Raw genomic sequence first — 14860 nt, 5'->3', positions numbered from 1 at the left:
TCAGCGCTTGGCCTTGGTCGTGGTCTTCGCGGCGTTCACGGCCTGGCTGGCCACGGCGTTGAAGTTGGCTTCGGCGACGTCGGTCGCTTGCTTGACGGCCTTCTGCACGGATTCCAGAGCGTTGTTGCCGGCGGCAACGGCGCTCTTGAACACCGCGACGGCGGTCTCGGAACCGGCGGGCGCGTTCTTGGCGGCGTTGTCCACGACGGCTAGGAACTTCTTCTGCACGTCGGAGAACTGGCCTTCGACGGCCTTGGTGAACTCGGCGCCGGTGGAGGTGCTGATGTCGTAGAGGTGACGGCTGTAGGCAGCGGTCTTCTCGGCCAGGGGCTGGAACAGGGCGGCTTGCAGCGCCAGCAGTTCCTGGGCGTCCTTGACGTTCAGCATGGATTGGGTGGTCTCGGCGGCTTCGGCCAGGGCGGCCTTGGTCGCGGTGACGTTCAGCTCGACGAGCTTCTCGACGCCTTCGAAGGCCTTGGAGGTCAGGCCAAAGAGGGTTTCGACATTTGCCTTCTGGGCGGCCATCAGTTGTTCAGCGGTCAGCATGGATCTTCTCCGGGTGGTTTAGGGGGCTCGGAGCTGCCCTGAAACCGTGTTGCAGCGCAGCATGGATCGAAGTATATGGGTACCGCTGGCCATTGCAAGCGTTTTTTGTTGCGTTGCAGCAAACTAGGGAAGATCCCCTAATTCCTGCCGGCCCGCAGAATCGCAGCCATGCAGGTCTTCTATGCGGATCAGTTCGTGCTGCCCCTGCCGACGGGCCACCGTTTCCCGATGGGCAAGTACCGGCTGCTGAGGGACAGGCTGGCCGAAGAGCTTCCGGAGATCCGGCTGGCCCAGGCCCGGCCCGCCACGGACGGTGAACTGGCCCTGGTCCACACGCCGGCCTACATCCAGGCCATAGCCGACGGCAGCGTCGACCCGAAGATCCTGCGCGAGATCGGTTTTCCCTGGAGCCAGGCGATGGCCGAACGCGCGCGGCGTTCCGTCGGGGCGACGATCGCGGCTTGCCGCACCGCGTTCGAGCAAGGCGTGGCGGCGAACATCGCCGGCGGCACGCACCACGCGTACCCCGACCGGGGCGGCGGCTTCTGCGTGTTCAACGACGCCGCCGTGGCCGCGCGCCTGATGCAGGCCGAGCGCGTCCGGACGCAGCGGGCGCCCTTGCGCGTGGCCGTGATCGACCTGGACGTGCACCAGGGCAACGGCACGGCGCGCATCTTCCGCGACGACCCCACCGTGTTCACGCTCTCCCTGCACGGACAGAAGAACTTTCCTTTCCGCAAGGAAGCGAGCGACCTCGACGTCGACCTGCCCGATGGCACCGGCGACGACGCTTACCTGCACGCACTGGAACGCGCGCTGGACGAACTGGCGCATCGCTTCGATCCCGGCCTGGTCATCTACCTGGCAGGCGCCGACCCGCACGAGGGCGACCGCCTGGGACGGCTGAAGCTCACTTGGGACGGACTCGAGGCGCGCGACCGGCGCGTGTTCGACTGGGCCTGGCAGCGTGGCGTGCCGCTCGCGTTCGCCATGGCAGGCGGCTACGGACACAGGCTGGAGGACACGGTGCAGGTGCAGGTCAACACCTTCGCAGTGGCGCTGGCCTATGCGCGGCGCTGGCACAATCGCCCGCGATGACCGATCCGATACCCGCGAAGCCGCAGCCGGAGGGGCGCGGCGGCTACAAGGCCTTTCGCGCGATCCCCACGCGCTGGATGGACAACGACGCCTACGGCCACGTCAACAACGTCGTCTACTACAGCTGGTTCGACACGGCGGTCAACGCGCACCTGATCGAGCAGGGCGCGCTGGACATCCACCAGGGCGAGACCATCGGCCTGGTGATCGAGACCCAGTGCAACTATTTCGCGCCGGTGGAGTTCCCGCAGGTCGTGGAAGCGGGCCTGCGGGTGGCGAAGCTCGGGTCGTCCAGCGTCCGCTACGAGGTGGGCCTGTTCCTGCAGGGAGAATCCATGACCGCGGCCAAGGGCCACTTCATCCACGTCTACGTCGACCGCGCGAGCCGCCGGCCCACTGCCTTGCCCCAGCGCCTCAGGCGCGTGCTGGAGGCCTTGCAATGAACGTATCCCAGGTCGCCACCGTGGTGGCCGATCCGGCGAGCGTGGATGCCGCGATCGAGAGCCGCTTCTCCTGCCGCGCCTTCCTGCGCGAGCGGCCGGTGGCGCGAGCCGACATCGAGCACCTCCTGGACGTGGCCTCCCGCGCGCCCTCCGGGACCAACACGCAGCCGTGGAAGGTATACGTGCTGCAGGGTGCCGCGCGCGACACGCTGGCCGACAAGGTCTGCGCGGCGCACGACGCCATCTACGCGGACCCGACGCTGGCGGAGCAGTACCGGGAGGAGTACGACTACTACCCGACGAAGTGGATCCCGCCCTACATCGATCGCCGCCGCGAGAACGGCTGGGGCCTGTACGGCCTGCTGGGGATCCAGAAGGGCGAGAAGGACAAGATGCATGCGCAGCACCAGCGCAATTTCCGCTTCTTCGACGCGCCGGTGGGCCTGATGTTCACGATGGACCGCATCCTGGGACGCGGCTCGCTGATGGACTACGGCATGTTCCTGCAGAACATCATGGTGGCGGCGCGCGCCCGCGGGCTGCACACCTGCCCGCAGGCGGCCTGGAACGGCTTCGCGAAGATCATCCTGCCGCACATCGGCGCCGGCGAGAACGAGATGATCGTCTGCGGCATGTCCCTGGGCTATGCGGACATCGATGCCAGGGTGAACACCTTCCACACGCCGCGCGAGCCCGCGTCGGCGTTCACGCACTGGCGGGAGTGAGGCCGCTCAGCGGCCGTCGTCCTTGCGCTCGAAGCGCGCGTCGGGGTTCTTGCCTTCCCAGTCGCGCACCTGGCGCTCCGCTTCGTCCTTGGCCAGGCCATGGCGCTGCTGGATGCGTCCGAGCAACTGCTCGCGCCGCCCGGCGATGATGTCCAGGTCGTCGTCGGTGAGCTTGCCCCACTGCTCCTTGACCTTGCCCTTCAACTGTTTCCAGCGTCCCTCGATGCGATCCTGGTTCATGCGCCTGTCCCGTGGCTTGCAACGTTCTGCCCATGATCCAGCCGTCCAGCTTGGTCGGGCGGTAGGAAGCACCGGGCTCGTCCCGTAGTCCGCGGACGACAGCCGTGTTGCATCCGAAAGGCTTGCGGCAGGGCTAGCCGCGATAATCCCGCCTGCCCGAGAAGAACCAAAAAATGGAGAGCTCCCCTTGACGCTGGCCGGCATTCCGCTCGACTTCATCCTGTTCGCGCTCACCCTGCTGGGCGTCGCGCTGTTCCATAACCACACGCTGTTCGTCGCGGTCACGGGCATGATCGTGATCGCGCTCTACAAGATCCTGTTCGGCGACTTCTCCGGCGTGACGGGCGTGCACGGCCTGGGCACCTTGCTCGCGCACGAATGGGTGACGCTCGGCAACCTGCTGGGGCTGCTGCTCGGGTTCGCGCTGCTGGCCGACCATTTCGAGCGGAGTCACGTCACCGACATGCTGCCGAACTACTTGCCCGACGACTGGAAGGGCGGCTTCCTGCTGCTGGTGCTCATCGCCGTGATCTCCAGTTTCCTGGACAACATCGCCGCCGCGATGATCGGCGGCGCGATGGCGCACGTGCTGTACCGGGGCAAGGTGCACGTCGGATTCCTCGCGGCCATCGTGGCCGCCAGCAACGCGGGAGGAGCGGGCAGCGTGGTGGGCGACACCACCACCACGATGATGTGGATTGCCGGCGTGCGGCCGGGCCAGGTGTTCGAGGCGTACGTCGGCGCGGGCGTCGCGCTGCTGTTCTTCGGGACCATCGCGGCGCGCCAGCAGCAGGCCTACCAGCCCATCATGAAGGACAACCCGCGCGGCGTGAAGCTGGACCTGCCTCGCCTCGGCGTCGTCGCGCTGATGCTGCTCGCCGCGATCTTCACCAACATCACGCTGAACATCCACCGCCCCGACTTGCTGAACGAGTGGCCCTTGATCGGCCTGTCGGTCTGGGTGGCCTTGCTCGTCACCGCGGGCTGGCGCACGCCGACGTGGAGCCTGCTGCCCGGCGCGTTCCGCGGCAGCGTGTTCCTGCTCTCGCTGGTGATGTGCGCCGCGATGATGCCGGTGAAGGCGCTGCCGGGCGCATCGTGGCCCAGCGCGCTGGGGCTGGGCTTCGTCAGCGCCGTGTTCGACAATATCCCGCTCACGGCGCTGGCCTTGCGCCAGGGCGGCTACGACTGGGGCTTCGTGGCCTATGCGGTGGGCTTCGGCGGCTCCATGATCTGGTTCGGCTCGTCCGCCGGCGTCGCCTTGTGCAACATGTACCACGAGGGCCGCTCGGTCGGTGCGTGGCTCAAGGGCGGCTGGCACGTCGCCGTCGGTTATGTCCTGGGCTTCATCGCCCTCATGCTGGTGCTGGGGTGGGAGCCCGAGGCCGACGTCGGCACTCCGCACGCCGCACCAATCACCACCCATAGCGAACCCGCGCAGACCAACAAACCATGACCACCCGACCCCGCATCCTGGTCGCCCGGGCCGTGTTCCCGGAAACCATCGCCCGCCTCGAGCAGCATTTCGAGGTGGAGCACAACCAGGCCGACGCGGCCTGGAGCCGGCAGGAACTGCTCGCACGCCTGAAAGACAAGGCCGGCGCGCTCACCACGGGCACCGAGCGCATCGACGCCGAACTGCTGGCGGCGTGCTCCGAACTGAAGATCTGCGCCAACATGGCCGTGGGCTTCAACAACTTCGACGTGCCGGCGATGACGGCACGCGGCGTGCTCGCGACCAACACGCCCGACGTGCTCACGGAGACGACCGCCGACTTCGGCTTCGCGCTGCTGATGGCGACGGCGCGCCGCATCGCCGAGAGCGAGCATTACCTGCGCGCCGGCCGCTGGACCAAGTGGAGCTACGACATGTTCGCCGGCGCCGAAGTGCACGGCAGCACGCTTGGCATCCTCGGGATGGGACGCATCGGACAGGGCATCGCCCGGCGCGGCGCGCACGGGTTCGGCATGAACGTGATCTATCACAACCGTTCGCGCCTCACGCCCGAGCTCGAGGCCGCGTGCAAGGCGCGCTACGTGACCAAGGACGAACTGCTGGCGAAGGCGGACCACCTGGTGCTGGTGCTGCCCTACAGCGCGGAATCCCACCATGCCATCGGCGCGGCCGAACTCGCCCGCATGAAGCCGACGGCGACGCTGGTGAACATCGCCCGCGGCGGCATCGTCGACGACGCGGCGCTGGCGCAGGCCCTGAAGGAGAAGCGCATCGCTGCGGCAGGCCTGGACGTGTTCGAGGGCGAGCCGAAGGTGCATCCGGACCTTCTCACGGTCCCCAACGTCGTTCTCACGCCGCACATCGCGAGCGCCACGGTGCCGACCCGGCGCGCCATGGCGGACCTCGCGGCCGAGAACCTGATCGGCTACCTCGTGGGCGGACAACCGCGCACGCCCCTCAATCCCGAAGTTTTGAAGAAGAAGCCCTAGTGGAAATCTGGATCGTGATGGCGCTGGGCCTGGCCAGCCTGGTGCTGCTGGTGGCGCTGCTGATGCGCAAGCCGCCGGTGCAGGACACCGGCCGCGTCGAATTGATGGCGGCCAACGAGCGGCTCGAGCGCGAACTGCGCCGCGAGATCAGCGAGAGCTCGCGCGGACTGCGCGGAGAAGTGATGCAAACGCTCTCGGCCTTCCAGCAGTCGCTGACGCAGCAGGGGCAGGAGGCGAGCCGCACCCACAACGCGCAGATCGACACCTTTGCGCAGCAGCTGACGCAGACGCTGTCGGCGTTCCAGCAGAACCTGGTGCAGCAGGGCCAGGAGGCCGCGCGCACCCAGAGCACGCAGATCGAGTCCTTCGCCCAGCAGCTGGCGCTCACGCAGAAGACGATCTCCGATTCGCTGCGCGACCTGAGCGAAGCCAATGCGCGGCGTATCGCCGAAGTGCGCGAGACGCTGGAGACGCAGCTCAACGCGATGCAGCAGACCAACGCGGCCAAGCTCGACGAGATGCGCCAGACGGTCGACGAGAAGCTGCAGACCACGCTGGAGGCGCGCCTGGGCGAGAGCTTCAAGCAGGTGGCCGAGCGGCTGGAGCAGGTGCACCACGGCCTCGGGCAGATGCAGTCGCTGGCGCAGGGCGTGGGCGACCTGCAGCGCGTGCTGACCAATGTGAAGACGCGCGGCATGTTCGGCGAGGTACAGCTGGAGAACCTGCTCGAACAGGTGCTCACGACCGACCAGTACGCCAAGCAGGTGGAGACCAAGCCGCGCAGCAACCAGCGCGTCGACTTCGCGATCCGCTTCCCGGGCCGCAGCGACGACGGCTCGCCGGTGTGGCTGCCCATCGACGCCAAGTTCCCGCGCGACGATTACGAACGCCTGCTCGAAGCGCACGACCGCGCGGACGCCGCCGGCGTGGAGAGCGCGGGCCGCGCGCTGGAAGTGCGCATCCGCGAGGAGGCGAAGTCCATCTGCGAGTACTACCTGTGCCCTCCCTACACCACGGACTTCGCCATCCTGTTCCTGCCGATCGAGAGCCTGTACGCCGAGGTGCTGCGCCGCCCCGGCCTGATGGACAAGATCCAGCGCGACTACCGCGTCACCCTCGCGGGGCCGACCACCTTGCTCGCGATGCTGAACAGCCTGCACATGGGCTTCCGCACGCTGGCGCTGGAGCAGCAGGCCTCCGAAGTGTGGAAGGTGCTGGGCGCGGTGAAGACCGAGTTCGAGCGCTACGGCGAATGGGTCGCACGCATCAAGGAGCAGGTGCAGAAGGCCGCCGACACGGTCGACAAGGCCGACACCCGGACCAAGATGATGCGCCGCGCGCTGAAGAACATCGAGGCGCTGCCGGAGAACCAGGCCCAGGCCCTGCTGCCGCTGGCGGACGCCGGTGACGACGCCGAATCCTGAGCCGGCAGGCCAGCGCCGCGAGCTGTTCCAGCTCATCGTCGGCCATGTGTTCCTGCACGCCACCATGGCGGGCATGCGCATGGCCGCGCCGCTGCTGGCGCTGCGCCAGGGCTACAGCGAGGCGGCGGTCGGCGTGCTGCTGTCGCTCTATGCACTGACGCAGGTGTTCCTGTCGCTGCCGGCCGGGCGCTTCGCCGACCGGCATGGGCTCAAGCGGCCGTTCGCGCTCAGCGTCTGCGCCGGATCGCTGGGCGCTGGGCTGGCATTCGCGTTCCCCGTGTTCCCGGTGCTGTGCCTGAGCGCACTGCTCACGGGCGGTGCGACCGGCACCGCGGTCATCGCGCTGCAGCGGCACGTGGGGCGCGCCGCGCACACGCCCGCCGAGCTGAAGCAGGCCTTCTCCTGGCTGGCGATCGGCCCCGCCTTCTCGAACTTCGTCGGCCCCTTCGTGGCGGGGCTGGTGATCGACCATGCGGGGTACCGCGCGGCCTTCCTGCTGCTGGCCATGTTCCCGCTGGTCACGTGGGCCTTCGTGCGGCAGGCCCGGGAGCTCGCGCCGGTGGCGTCGCACCATGCGGCCCGGCGCGGCAAGGCCTGGGACCTCTGGCGGGAGCCGAACTTCCGCCGGCTCATCCTCGTGAACTGGTTCCTGTCCTCGGCCTGGGACGTGCACACCTTCGTGGTGCCGGTGCTGGGCCACGAGCGGGGGCTCTCGGCCTCGGTGATCGGAACCATCCTGGGCGTGTTCGCCTTCGCTGCCGCCGCGATCCGGGTCGTGCTGCCGGTGCTGGCCGCGCGCGTGCACGAGTGGGTGCTGATCGTCGCGGCGATGGTCGCCACGACCCTGATCTACGCGATCTACCCCTTCATGCACCTGGCGCTCACCATGGGGGCGTGCTCGGTGCTGCTCGGGTTCGCCCTGGGCATGGTCCAGCCCATGGTCATGAGCATGCTGCACCAGATCACGCCCGAGCACCGCCAGGGCGAGGCGGTGGGCATGCGCATGATGGTGATCAACGCCTCCAGCGTCGTGATGCCCATGCTGTTCGGAGGCGCCGGCACCCTGGTGGGCATCGGCGCCGTGTTCTGGGTGGTGTCGGCGACCGTGGGCTCCGGCATCCGCGTCGCCTGGCGCCTGAAGGACCTTACAGCCGGTAGAAGCTCTTGATCGCGTCCCAGGCAGCCTCGGGCTCGTCCGCGAACTGGAACAGGTCCAGGTCTGCCGGCGAGATCACGCCTTCCTCCACCAGCAGCTCGAAATTGATCAGCCGCTTCCAGTAGTCGGAGCCGAACAGCACGATCGGCACCTGGCGCGCCTTGCGCGTCTGCACCAGCGTGATCACCTCGAACAGTTCGTCCAGGGTGCCGAAGCCGCCGGGGAAGGCGACCAGGGCCTTCGCGCGCATCATGAAGTGCATCTTGCGCAGCGCGAAGTAGTGGAACTTGAAGGACAGCGCGGGCGTCACGTAGGTATTCGCGGCTTCCTCCATCGGCAATGCGATGGACAGGCCCACGCTGATGCCGCCCGCCTCGTCGGCCCCGCGGTTGGCGGCCTCCATGATGCCGGGGCCGCCCCCGGTGCACACGAACAGCATGTCGCGCGGCTCCTTGCCGGCGCTGTACTCGGCGACGATGCGGCCGAAGGCCTGCGCCTTCTCGTAGTAATGCGCGTTGCGGGCCAGGGCACGGGCGCGGCGGATCACCGCCTCGTCGCCCGAAGCCTCGGCGGCCTTCACCATTCCGGCCGAGGTCTCGCTGTCGCGCAGGCGCGCGCTGCCGAACACGACGATGGTGTTCTCGATGCCGTGGGCCTGCTGTTCCAGGTCGGGCTTGAGCAGCTCGAGCTGGAAGCGGATGCCGCGCGTTTCGCGGCGCAGCAGGAACTCGGGGTCGGCGAAGGCCAGCCGGTTGGCATCGGGCTCCAGGGGCAGGCCGGAATCGGAGGACGCCTTGAGCGTGGCCCAGGCGTCGGCCAGCCGCCGGTCGTGGATGTTGCGGGTCGAAGACATGGGGAGCATTGTGGCCGCAATCCCGGGACGACCGGGCTTCCCGCCCACCGCACCCTGCCGGTATCCTGTCGGGACAAGAAGAAGGGGAAGAGTTGCAGAACCCGGTCTATCACGTGCTGCTCGAAGGCCGCAGGGTCGGTCCCTACGATCGGCGAACCATCGTCGGCATGAAGGTGAAGAAGGCCTTGAGCAGCAAGAGCGTGCTGGTGGGCGAGGACGGCAGCCGCACGACCGTCGGCGAACTGGTCCGGCAGGCGCTGCCCGACCACGGCTTCGCCGCCAGCTCCCAGGGCGCTGCGCCCGCCGGTGCGCCCAGCCGTCCGGTCGTGCAGGGCATCCACCCCGCGCGGGTGCTGGAGGTGCAGGGCGCCGGCTACACCATCCCGCCGTTCCAGGGCGAAGTGGATGTGCGCGTGCAGGGCAAGGTCCTGCGCGTGTCCGGCCGCTTCCGAGTGGGCCCCGACTGGAAGGAAGAGCGCATCAAGTTCCCGTTGCAGGACATTGCGCATGCGCGGCTGCGGGCGACGATCGTCGACCTGTGGATCCGCAGTCCGGATGGGTCGGGCACGCAGCGCGTGAGCCTCGACCTGCTGAAGCCGGAAGCCGCCGGCGAACTGGCGGAAAGCCTGCCGCATGCCGCGCCGTATCCGGGAAGCGAGCCGCTGGCGGGGCGCACCGCCGCGCGCACGCGGGCGGGCTCGTCGCTGCTGTGGGCCAGCGTCGTCGGCGCCGCCGTGGCGTTCGCCACGCTCGCGGCCTGGCTGCTGCTGCTGCGCGGCGCCTGAACAGCCTTACCAGGCGAGCGCGCGTCCCAGCGGGACGACGCGCTTCCATCATGCGGCCCGGGTGGTCAGCCAGGCGAGCAGGCGATCGCGCGCCGGCGCGAGGCCCTTGTACGCGAGCACGGCTGCGCTCATGGAGGCGAGCGCGTCGTGCAGCCGCCGTGCGTCGTCCGCGCTCCGCACGGCCTCGGCCAGGGGCTGCAGCATCACGCGGATCGTGAACACCGCCTGCCCCGGCACGCCGGGCACGGGAAAGAAGGTCTGGCGTTCCGCGCGCAGGAAGCATTGCGCGGCAAAGGCGTCGGCGTCGGCCGTGTCCGGCCAGGGCGCGCGCGCGTGCCGGCGGGGGTGCTGGTCGTAGCGGCCGCTCGGGGAGAGCGTCCAGACGAAGCGCTCGAAACGCTCGCCGCCCGTGACCAGCCGCACCAGATGGGACGCGGCGGAGAGCAGGGCGCTGCTGTCGGCCACGGGCGCATGCACGGCGCTAAAGGGCAGGCCGAGCTTGTCCTCCGGCGCCCAGTGCGAGGGCACGCAGACGCACAGCCAGGGCAGGGTCGTGCCTTGCGCCTCCAGGACCGCGAAGTCTTCCTCGAACGCGAGTTCGATCGGCCCGGCCGCAGCGATGCCTTCCGCACGCGCCTGCGCCAGGATCGCGGTGATTGCGGGCTGCGGATCGAAGCCTGGCACGGCGAGGCGGCTCGCGCCGCTGTCCAGCACGCGCTTCTTCTCCTGCCACAGCGCGCTGCCGGGCGTGAGCGCGCTCAGGTGGCGCGGCTCGCCGGCGAGCCGCTGCAACCCAGGCTGCATGCGGAACGGGGCGGTGATGCGGGAGAGCGGGAAGGACATTGGCGGCTGGCGGGATCGCGGCCGAGTAGAACGCAAAACGGCCGGAACGCAAAAAAGGCTCCTCGCGGAGCCTTTCGTGGAGTGTGCGTCGCTCAGACGCGGCGGCGGTATTCGCCCGTGCGCGTGTCGATTTCCACCTTGTCGCCCTGCGCGACGAAGATCGGCACGCCGATCTCGTAGCCGGTGGCGAGCTTGGCCGGCTTGAGCACCTTGCCCGAAGTGTCGCCCTTGACGGCCGGCTCGGTCCAGGTGATCTCGCGCTCGACGCTGGTCGGGATTTCCACGGAGATCGCCTTGCCTTCGTAGAACACCACTTCGGCGGGCATGCCGTCCTCGAGGTAGTTCAGGGCGTCGCCCATGTTTTCCTTCTCGACCTCGTACTGGTTGTACTCGGCGTCCATCCAGACGTACATCGGGTCGGCGAAGTAGGAGTACGTGCAGTCCTTCTTGTCCAGCACGATCTGGTCCATCTTGTCGTCGGCCTTGAACACGGTTTCCGTGCCCTGGTTGTTCAGCAGCGACTTGAGCTTCATGCGCACGGTGGCCGCGTTGCGGCCGCCGCGGGAGTATTCGGTCTTCAGCACGACCCAGGGCTGGCCGCTGTGCATGATCACGTTGCCGGCGCGGATTTCTTGAGCGATTTTCATGACGGTGTCTTCGGTGAGGGCCACGGCCCCGCTGGGGGCCGACTTGGCGCCGTCGCGCGCAGGTTGCGGGTGGCGGCAAGCGGTGCGCTCACGGGTCTGGCCCGAAGCGCAAAGCTCTATATTCTAGCCTCACCGGCGGCCAGGCGCGCCAGCCCGGCCACGAGCTCCGGCAAGGTCTCGGCTTTTTCCCGCGCCCGCCGGGCGCAGGCGCGCCAGTCGGCGATGGCCAGCCGCGGCAGGGCAGCGGGCGTTGCGTCGTTCCACGCCAGGAAAAAATCACGCAGGTCGCGCGGCGGCGCCAGCCAGGCTAGGAAGGCCTCGAGCTTGGCGTGGTGGGCAAGGTCGTCCTGCGGATAGATCTGCCATACGAAGGGAGCGCCAGCGAGCAGCGCGCGCACGACCGAGTCCTCGCCCCGCACGAAGTTCAGGTCGCAGGACCACAGCAGTTCGTCGTAGCCGCGCTGCGTCAACAGGGGCAGCCAGTGCAGGCGCAGCGTTCCACGATCCTGCGCCTGCAGCGCGTGGACGGCGGCGCTCGCCCGTCCGGCCGTGACCAGCAGGTGGGTTGGCCGGTCCTGCGCCGCCAGTTGCTCCAGCAGGTCCGGGAGCGCCCGCGGCTCGTAGCAGAACAGGCTGAGCACCTGCGCCTGCGGGTCCGTGATGCCCCACTGGCGCAGCCAGGCCGCGCGGTCGTGCGCCGCGCGGCGAGCGGCCAGGTCGCGTTCGCGCAGCAGCCCGCCCGTGCGTGGCGTGAAGCCGGGGTAGAAGAAGCGCTTCACCAGCCCCGCGCCGGGACCGCTCATCACGGGAGAGGGCAGGCCGTGGCTGCGTTCGACGTAATCCTCCGCCGAGAGGTACTCCAGGTTGATCCAGGCGGGCGGCGGCACCAGGGAGGCCATGCGCGCGACGAAGGCCGGCGGGGGATCGCAGCCGAACGCTTCCACGACGACCTCGCCCGGTTCGGCGGCGGGCACCGGCCCGGTCCAGTGCACGACCTTCACGCCCGGTGCGCCCTGGGGCGCCATCCACGAGAGCATGGCAACGTCGTCCATCCACAGCCGCACGGACTCGCCGCGTGCCGCGAGCTCCGCGGCGAGCCGCCAGCACACGCCGGCGTCGCCGTGGTTGTCGATGACCCTGCAGAAGATGTCCCAGTGCATGTCGCCGGGATAATAGGGCAATGCATTCGGACGAACTGCTCGCGCAGGTGGCCGCGCTGCCGGCGCTGCCCGGCGTCTATCGTTACTACGACGCCGAGGGCGGCGTGCTCTATGTCGGCAAGGCGCGCAACCTGAAGAAGCGCGTCTCCAGCTACTTCCAGAAGAACCATGGCGGCACGCGCATCGGCCACATGATCGGCAAGATCGCGCGGCTGGACACGACGGTGGTGCGCTCCGAAGCCGAGGCGCTGCTGCTCGAGAACAACCTGATCAAGACGCTGGCGCCGCGCTACAACATCCTGTTCCGCGACGACAAGAGCTATCCCTACCTGAAGATCACCGGCACGCCGGACCGCCTGCCGGTGACGAAGGAGGGCGCGCTGGCCATGCCCGCCGCCTTCCCGCGCGTCGCTTACTACCGCGGCGCGGTGGACCGCAAGCACCGCTACTTCGGCCCCTACCCGAGCGCCTGGGCGGTGAAGGAGTCGATCCAGCTGCTGCAGAAGGTGTTCCGGCTGCGCACCTGCGAGGACACCGTGTTCGCGAACCGCACGCGGCCCTGCCTGCTGTACCAGATCAAGCGCTGCTCGGGGCCGTGCGTGAACCTGGTCTCGCCCCAGGACTACCAACGCGACGTGCAGAATGCCGAGGCGTTCCTGCGCGGCGAGGCGCAGAGCGTGCTGCAGGCGCTGGAACAACGCATGATGGAGCACGCCGAGAAGCTGGAGTTCGAGCAGGCCGCCGAACTGCGCAACCAGATGTCGGCGCTCTCCAAGGTGCTGCACCAGCAGTCGGTGGAGACCGCCTCCGACAAGGACGTGGACATCCTCGCCGTGCGCGTGCAGGGCGGCAAGGCCTGCGTGAACCTCGCGATGGTGCGCGGCGGCCGGCACCTCGGCGACCGCGCCTACTTCCCCAGCCACATCGAGGACGCCGCGGCGCTGCAGGAATTCGACGCGGACGAGGCGGCGCCGGTGCAGCCGGTGGAAGTGCAGGTGCTGGAGGCCTTCATTGCGCAGCACTACATCGGCGTGCCGGTGCCCTCCGCGCTGATCACGAGCCATCCGGTGATGCCGGAGCTGGTCGAAGCCCTGTCGCAGCAGGCGGGCAGCCGCATCGGCGTGGCGCACAACCCGCGCGGGCAGCGGCGCCTGTGGCTGGAGATGGCCGAGAAGAACGCGGAACTGCAGCTCGCGCGGCTGCTGGCGGAAGAGGGCTCGCAGCAGGCGCGCACGCGCGCGCTCGTGGAGGCGCTGGACCTGGCCCCAGACAACCTGGACACCTTCCGCATCGAATGCTTCGACATCTCGCACACGGCGGGCGAGGCGACGCAGGCGTCGTGCGTGGTGTTCCACCACCACCAGATGCAGAACCGCGAGTACCGCCGCTTCAACATCGACGGCATCACGCCAGGCGACGACTACGCCGCCATGCGCCAGGTGCTCACGCGCCGGTATGCGCGGCTGGCGCAGGCCGGCCGCGACACGCCGGATGCGACGCCGCCCGAAGACGCGCCCGAGGAAGTGGCCGCGCAAGCACAGGACGAGCCCGCGGGCGACGTGCAGGTCGAGGCGGTCGCCGACCCGCAGGCCGCCGCCTTTGCGGAAGCGGCGGAGTCCGCCGAAGCGGTGGGCGACGCCGGGAAACTGAAAAAACCCAAGGTCGGGGGCGGCGGCAGCGCGCAGAGGCTGCCGGACCTCGTGCTGGTGGATGGCGGCCGCGGCCAGGTAAGCATGGCGCGCGAGGTGTTCGCCGAACTGGGACTCGACCTGTCCGTGATCGTCGGCGTCGAGAAGGGCGAAGGCCGCAAGGTTGGCCTGGAGGAACTCGTTTTCGCCGACGGCCGCGAGAAGACCTACCTGGGCCGCGAATCGGCGGCCCTGATGCTGATCGCGCAGATCCGCGACGAGGCGCACCGCTTCGCCATCACCGGCATGCGGGCGCGGCGGGCCCGCGTGCGCGTGGGCGGCAGCCAACTGGAGGAAATCCCGGGCATCGGCGCGAAGAAGCGCGCCCGCCTGCTGCAACGCTTCGGCGGCGTGCGCGGCGTCGCCGCGGCGAGCGTCGAGGACATCGCAACAGTGGAAGGCATCTCGCGGGAACTGGCGGAAGAGATCTATCGCGCGTTGCACTGAACCTTCAAACCCAACAACCGGACGCAGAGGACGCAGAAGTTCCGCAGAGGACGCAGAAGAAAGCCTGCTTGAATGCTTTTGCGTCTTTTGCGAAACCTTTGCGTGGTGAGTTCAACCGGTCAAGGCAACATCATTGTTCACCCAAGATGTTGGAGAGACCGGGATGGCGAGACGCAGGGCACGCCTGACATTTCAGGAAAGGCGAGAACTCTGGAACAGGTGGAAGCAGGGTCAAAGCCTGGCTGAGATCTCCGGCGCATTGGGAGGTCGGGCCAAGAGCTCGCTTTTCGATGCCCTGCAGAAGAACGGAGGGATCGCTCCTCGGCAGCGCAGTCGTTCGAGCGCGCACCTCAGTGCGCA

General features: G+C 68.7%; 15 protein-coding genes. 9 read left to right on the top strand and 6 right to left on the bottom strand.

Annotated elements, in window-relative coordinates; translation table 11 throughout:
• Nucleotides 1–546 (bottom strand): phasin family protein, encoded by a 546-nt coding sequence (locus tag JJB11_RS19000; RefSeq protein ID WP_201175067.1) that lies wholly within the window; start codon nt 544–546, stop codon nt 1–3.
• A gap of 168 nt (nt 547–714) precedes the next feature.
• Here JJB11_RS19000 and JJB11_RS18995 point away from each other — a divergent pair, with 168 nt between their 5' ends.
• From JJB11_RS18995 to JJB11_RS18985, 3 genes are read left to right on the top strand one after another with little or no spacing between them, the layout of a single operon-like run.
• Complete coding sequence (locus JJB11_RS18995; protein WP_201175065.1) at nt 715–1644, top strand: histone deacetylase family protein; 930 nt, start codon at nt 715–717, stop codon at nt 1642–1644.
• The gene (locus JJB11_RS18990; RefSeq protein ID WP_201175063.1) at nt 1641–2087 is read left to right on the top strand and encodes an acyl-CoA thioesterase; all 447 of its coding nucleotides are present in this window, start codon (nt 1641–1643) and stop codon (nt 2085–2087) included. The genes JJB11_RS18995 and JJB11_RS18990 overlap by 4 nt, the downstream gene beginning before the upstream one ends.
• Entirely contained in the window at nt 2084–2812 is a 729-nt protein-coding gene (locus JJB11_RS18985; RefSeq protein ID WP_201175061.1) for a nitroreductase, read from the top strand. The genes JJB11_RS18990 and JJB11_RS18985 overlap by 4 nt, the downstream gene beginning before the upstream one ends.
• Before the next feature lie 6 nt (nt 2813–2818).
• Here the strand turns inward: JJB11_RS18985 and JJB11_RS18980 are convergent, their stop codons facing one another.
• Entirely contained in the window at nt 2819–3052 is a 234-nt protein-coding gene (locus JJB11_RS18980) for a CsbD family protein (RefSeq protein ID WP_201175059.1), read from the bottom strand.
• 187 nt (nt 3053–3239) lie between these two features.
• Here JJB11_RS18980 and JJB11_RS18975 point away from each other — a divergent pair, with 187 nt between their 5' ends.
• Genes JJB11_RS18975 through JJB11_RS18960 form a run of 4 tightly spaced genes read left to right on the top strand, consistent with a single transcriptional unit; the run spans nt 3240 to nt 8089 of the window.
• The gene (locus JJB11_RS18975; protein WP_201175057.1) at nt 3240–4508 is read left to right on the top strand and encodes a citrate transporter; all 1269 of its coding nucleotides are present in this window, start codon (nt 3240–3242) and stop codon (nt 4506–4508) included.
• Complete coding sequence (locus tag JJB11_RS18970; RefSeq protein WP_201175055.1) at nt 4505–5497, top strand: 2-hydroxyacid dehydrogenase; 993 nt, start codon at nt 4505–4507, stop codon at nt 5495–5497. Before JJB11_RS18975 ends, JJB11_RS18970 begins: the two co-directional genes overlap by 4 nt.
• Entirely contained in the window at nt 5497–6921 is a 1425-nt protein-coding gene (gene rmuC / locus JJB11_RS18965; protein ID WP_201964951.1) for a DNA recombination protein RmuC, read from the top strand. Before JJB11_RS18970 ends, rmuC begins: the two co-directional genes overlap by 1 nt.
• Nucleotides 6902–8089, top strand: coding sequence for an MFS transporter (locus tag JJB11_RS18960; protein ID WP_201964950.1), 1188 nt, complete (start codon nt 6902–6904; stop codon nt 8087–8089). Before rmuC ends, JJB11_RS18960 begins: the two co-directional genes overlap by 20 nt.
• On the opposite strand, the gene JJB11_RS18955 is transcribed toward JJB11_RS18960, so the two are convergent.
• Nucleotides 8067–8930, bottom strand: coding sequence for an LOG family protein (locus JJB11_RS18955; protein WP_201175052.1), 864 nt, complete (start codon nt 8928–8930; stop codon nt 8067–8069). The two genes, JJB11_RS18960 and JJB11_RS18955, sit on opposite strands and share 23 nt — an antisense overlap.
• 92 nt (nt 8931–9022) lie before the next feature.
• On the opposite strand from JJB11_RS18955, the gene JJB11_RS18950 reads away from it, so the two are divergent.
• Nucleotides 9023–9715: a hypothetical protein gene (locus JJB11_RS18950; protein WP_201175043.1), complete on the top strand. Its 693-nt coding sequence runs from the start codon at nt 9023–9025 to the stop codon at nt 9713–9715.
• Between the two features lie 48 nt (nt 9716–9763).
• Here the strand turns inward: JJB11_RS18950 and JJB11_RS18945 are convergent, their stop codons facing one another.
• From JJB11_RS18945 to earP, 3 genes are all read right to left on the bottom strand, one after another.
• Nucleotides 9764–10558, bottom strand: a complete 795-nt coding sequence (locus JJB11_RS18945) for a heme-dependent oxidative N-demethylase subunit alpha family protein (RefSeq protein WP_201175041.1) — start codon at nt 10556–10558, stop codon at nt 9764–9766.
• 92 nt (nt 10559–10650) lie between these two features.
• Nucleotides 10651–11205 (bottom strand): elongation factor P, encoded by a 555-nt coding sequence (gene efp / locus JJB11_RS18940; protein ID WP_201175039.1) that lies wholly within the window; start codon nt 11203–11205, stop codon nt 10651–10653.
• Between the two features lie 116 nt (nt 11206–11321).
• On the bottom strand, nt 11322–12365 hold the full coding sequence (gene earP, locus JJB11_RS18935) for an elongation factor P maturation arginine rhamnosyltransferase EarP (RefSeq protein WP_201175615.1): 1044 nt from the start codon (nt 12363–12365) through the stop codon (nt 11322–11324).
• Nucleotides 12366–12385: 20 nt separating this feature from the next.
• On the opposite strand from earP, the gene uvrC reads away from it, so the two are divergent.
• Nucleotides 12386–14500 carry an excinuclease ABC subunit UvrC gene (gene uvrC, locus JJB11_RS18930; protein WP_201175037.1) on the top strand — a complete coding sequence of 705 codons (2115 nt, stop codon included), beginning with the start codon at nt 12386–12388 and terminating at the stop codon, nt 14498–14500.
• Nucleotides 14501–14860 lie beyond the last annotated feature (360 nt).

This window comes from Ramlibacter ginsenosidimutans, from assembly GCF_016654015.1.
Taxonomy (GTDB): domain Bacteria; phylum Pseudomonadota; class Gammaproteobacteria; order Burkholderiales; family Burkholderiaceae_C; genus Ramlibacter; species Ramlibacter ginsenosidimutans.
This window is presented reverse-complemented; position numbering and strand designations above follow the sequence as displayed.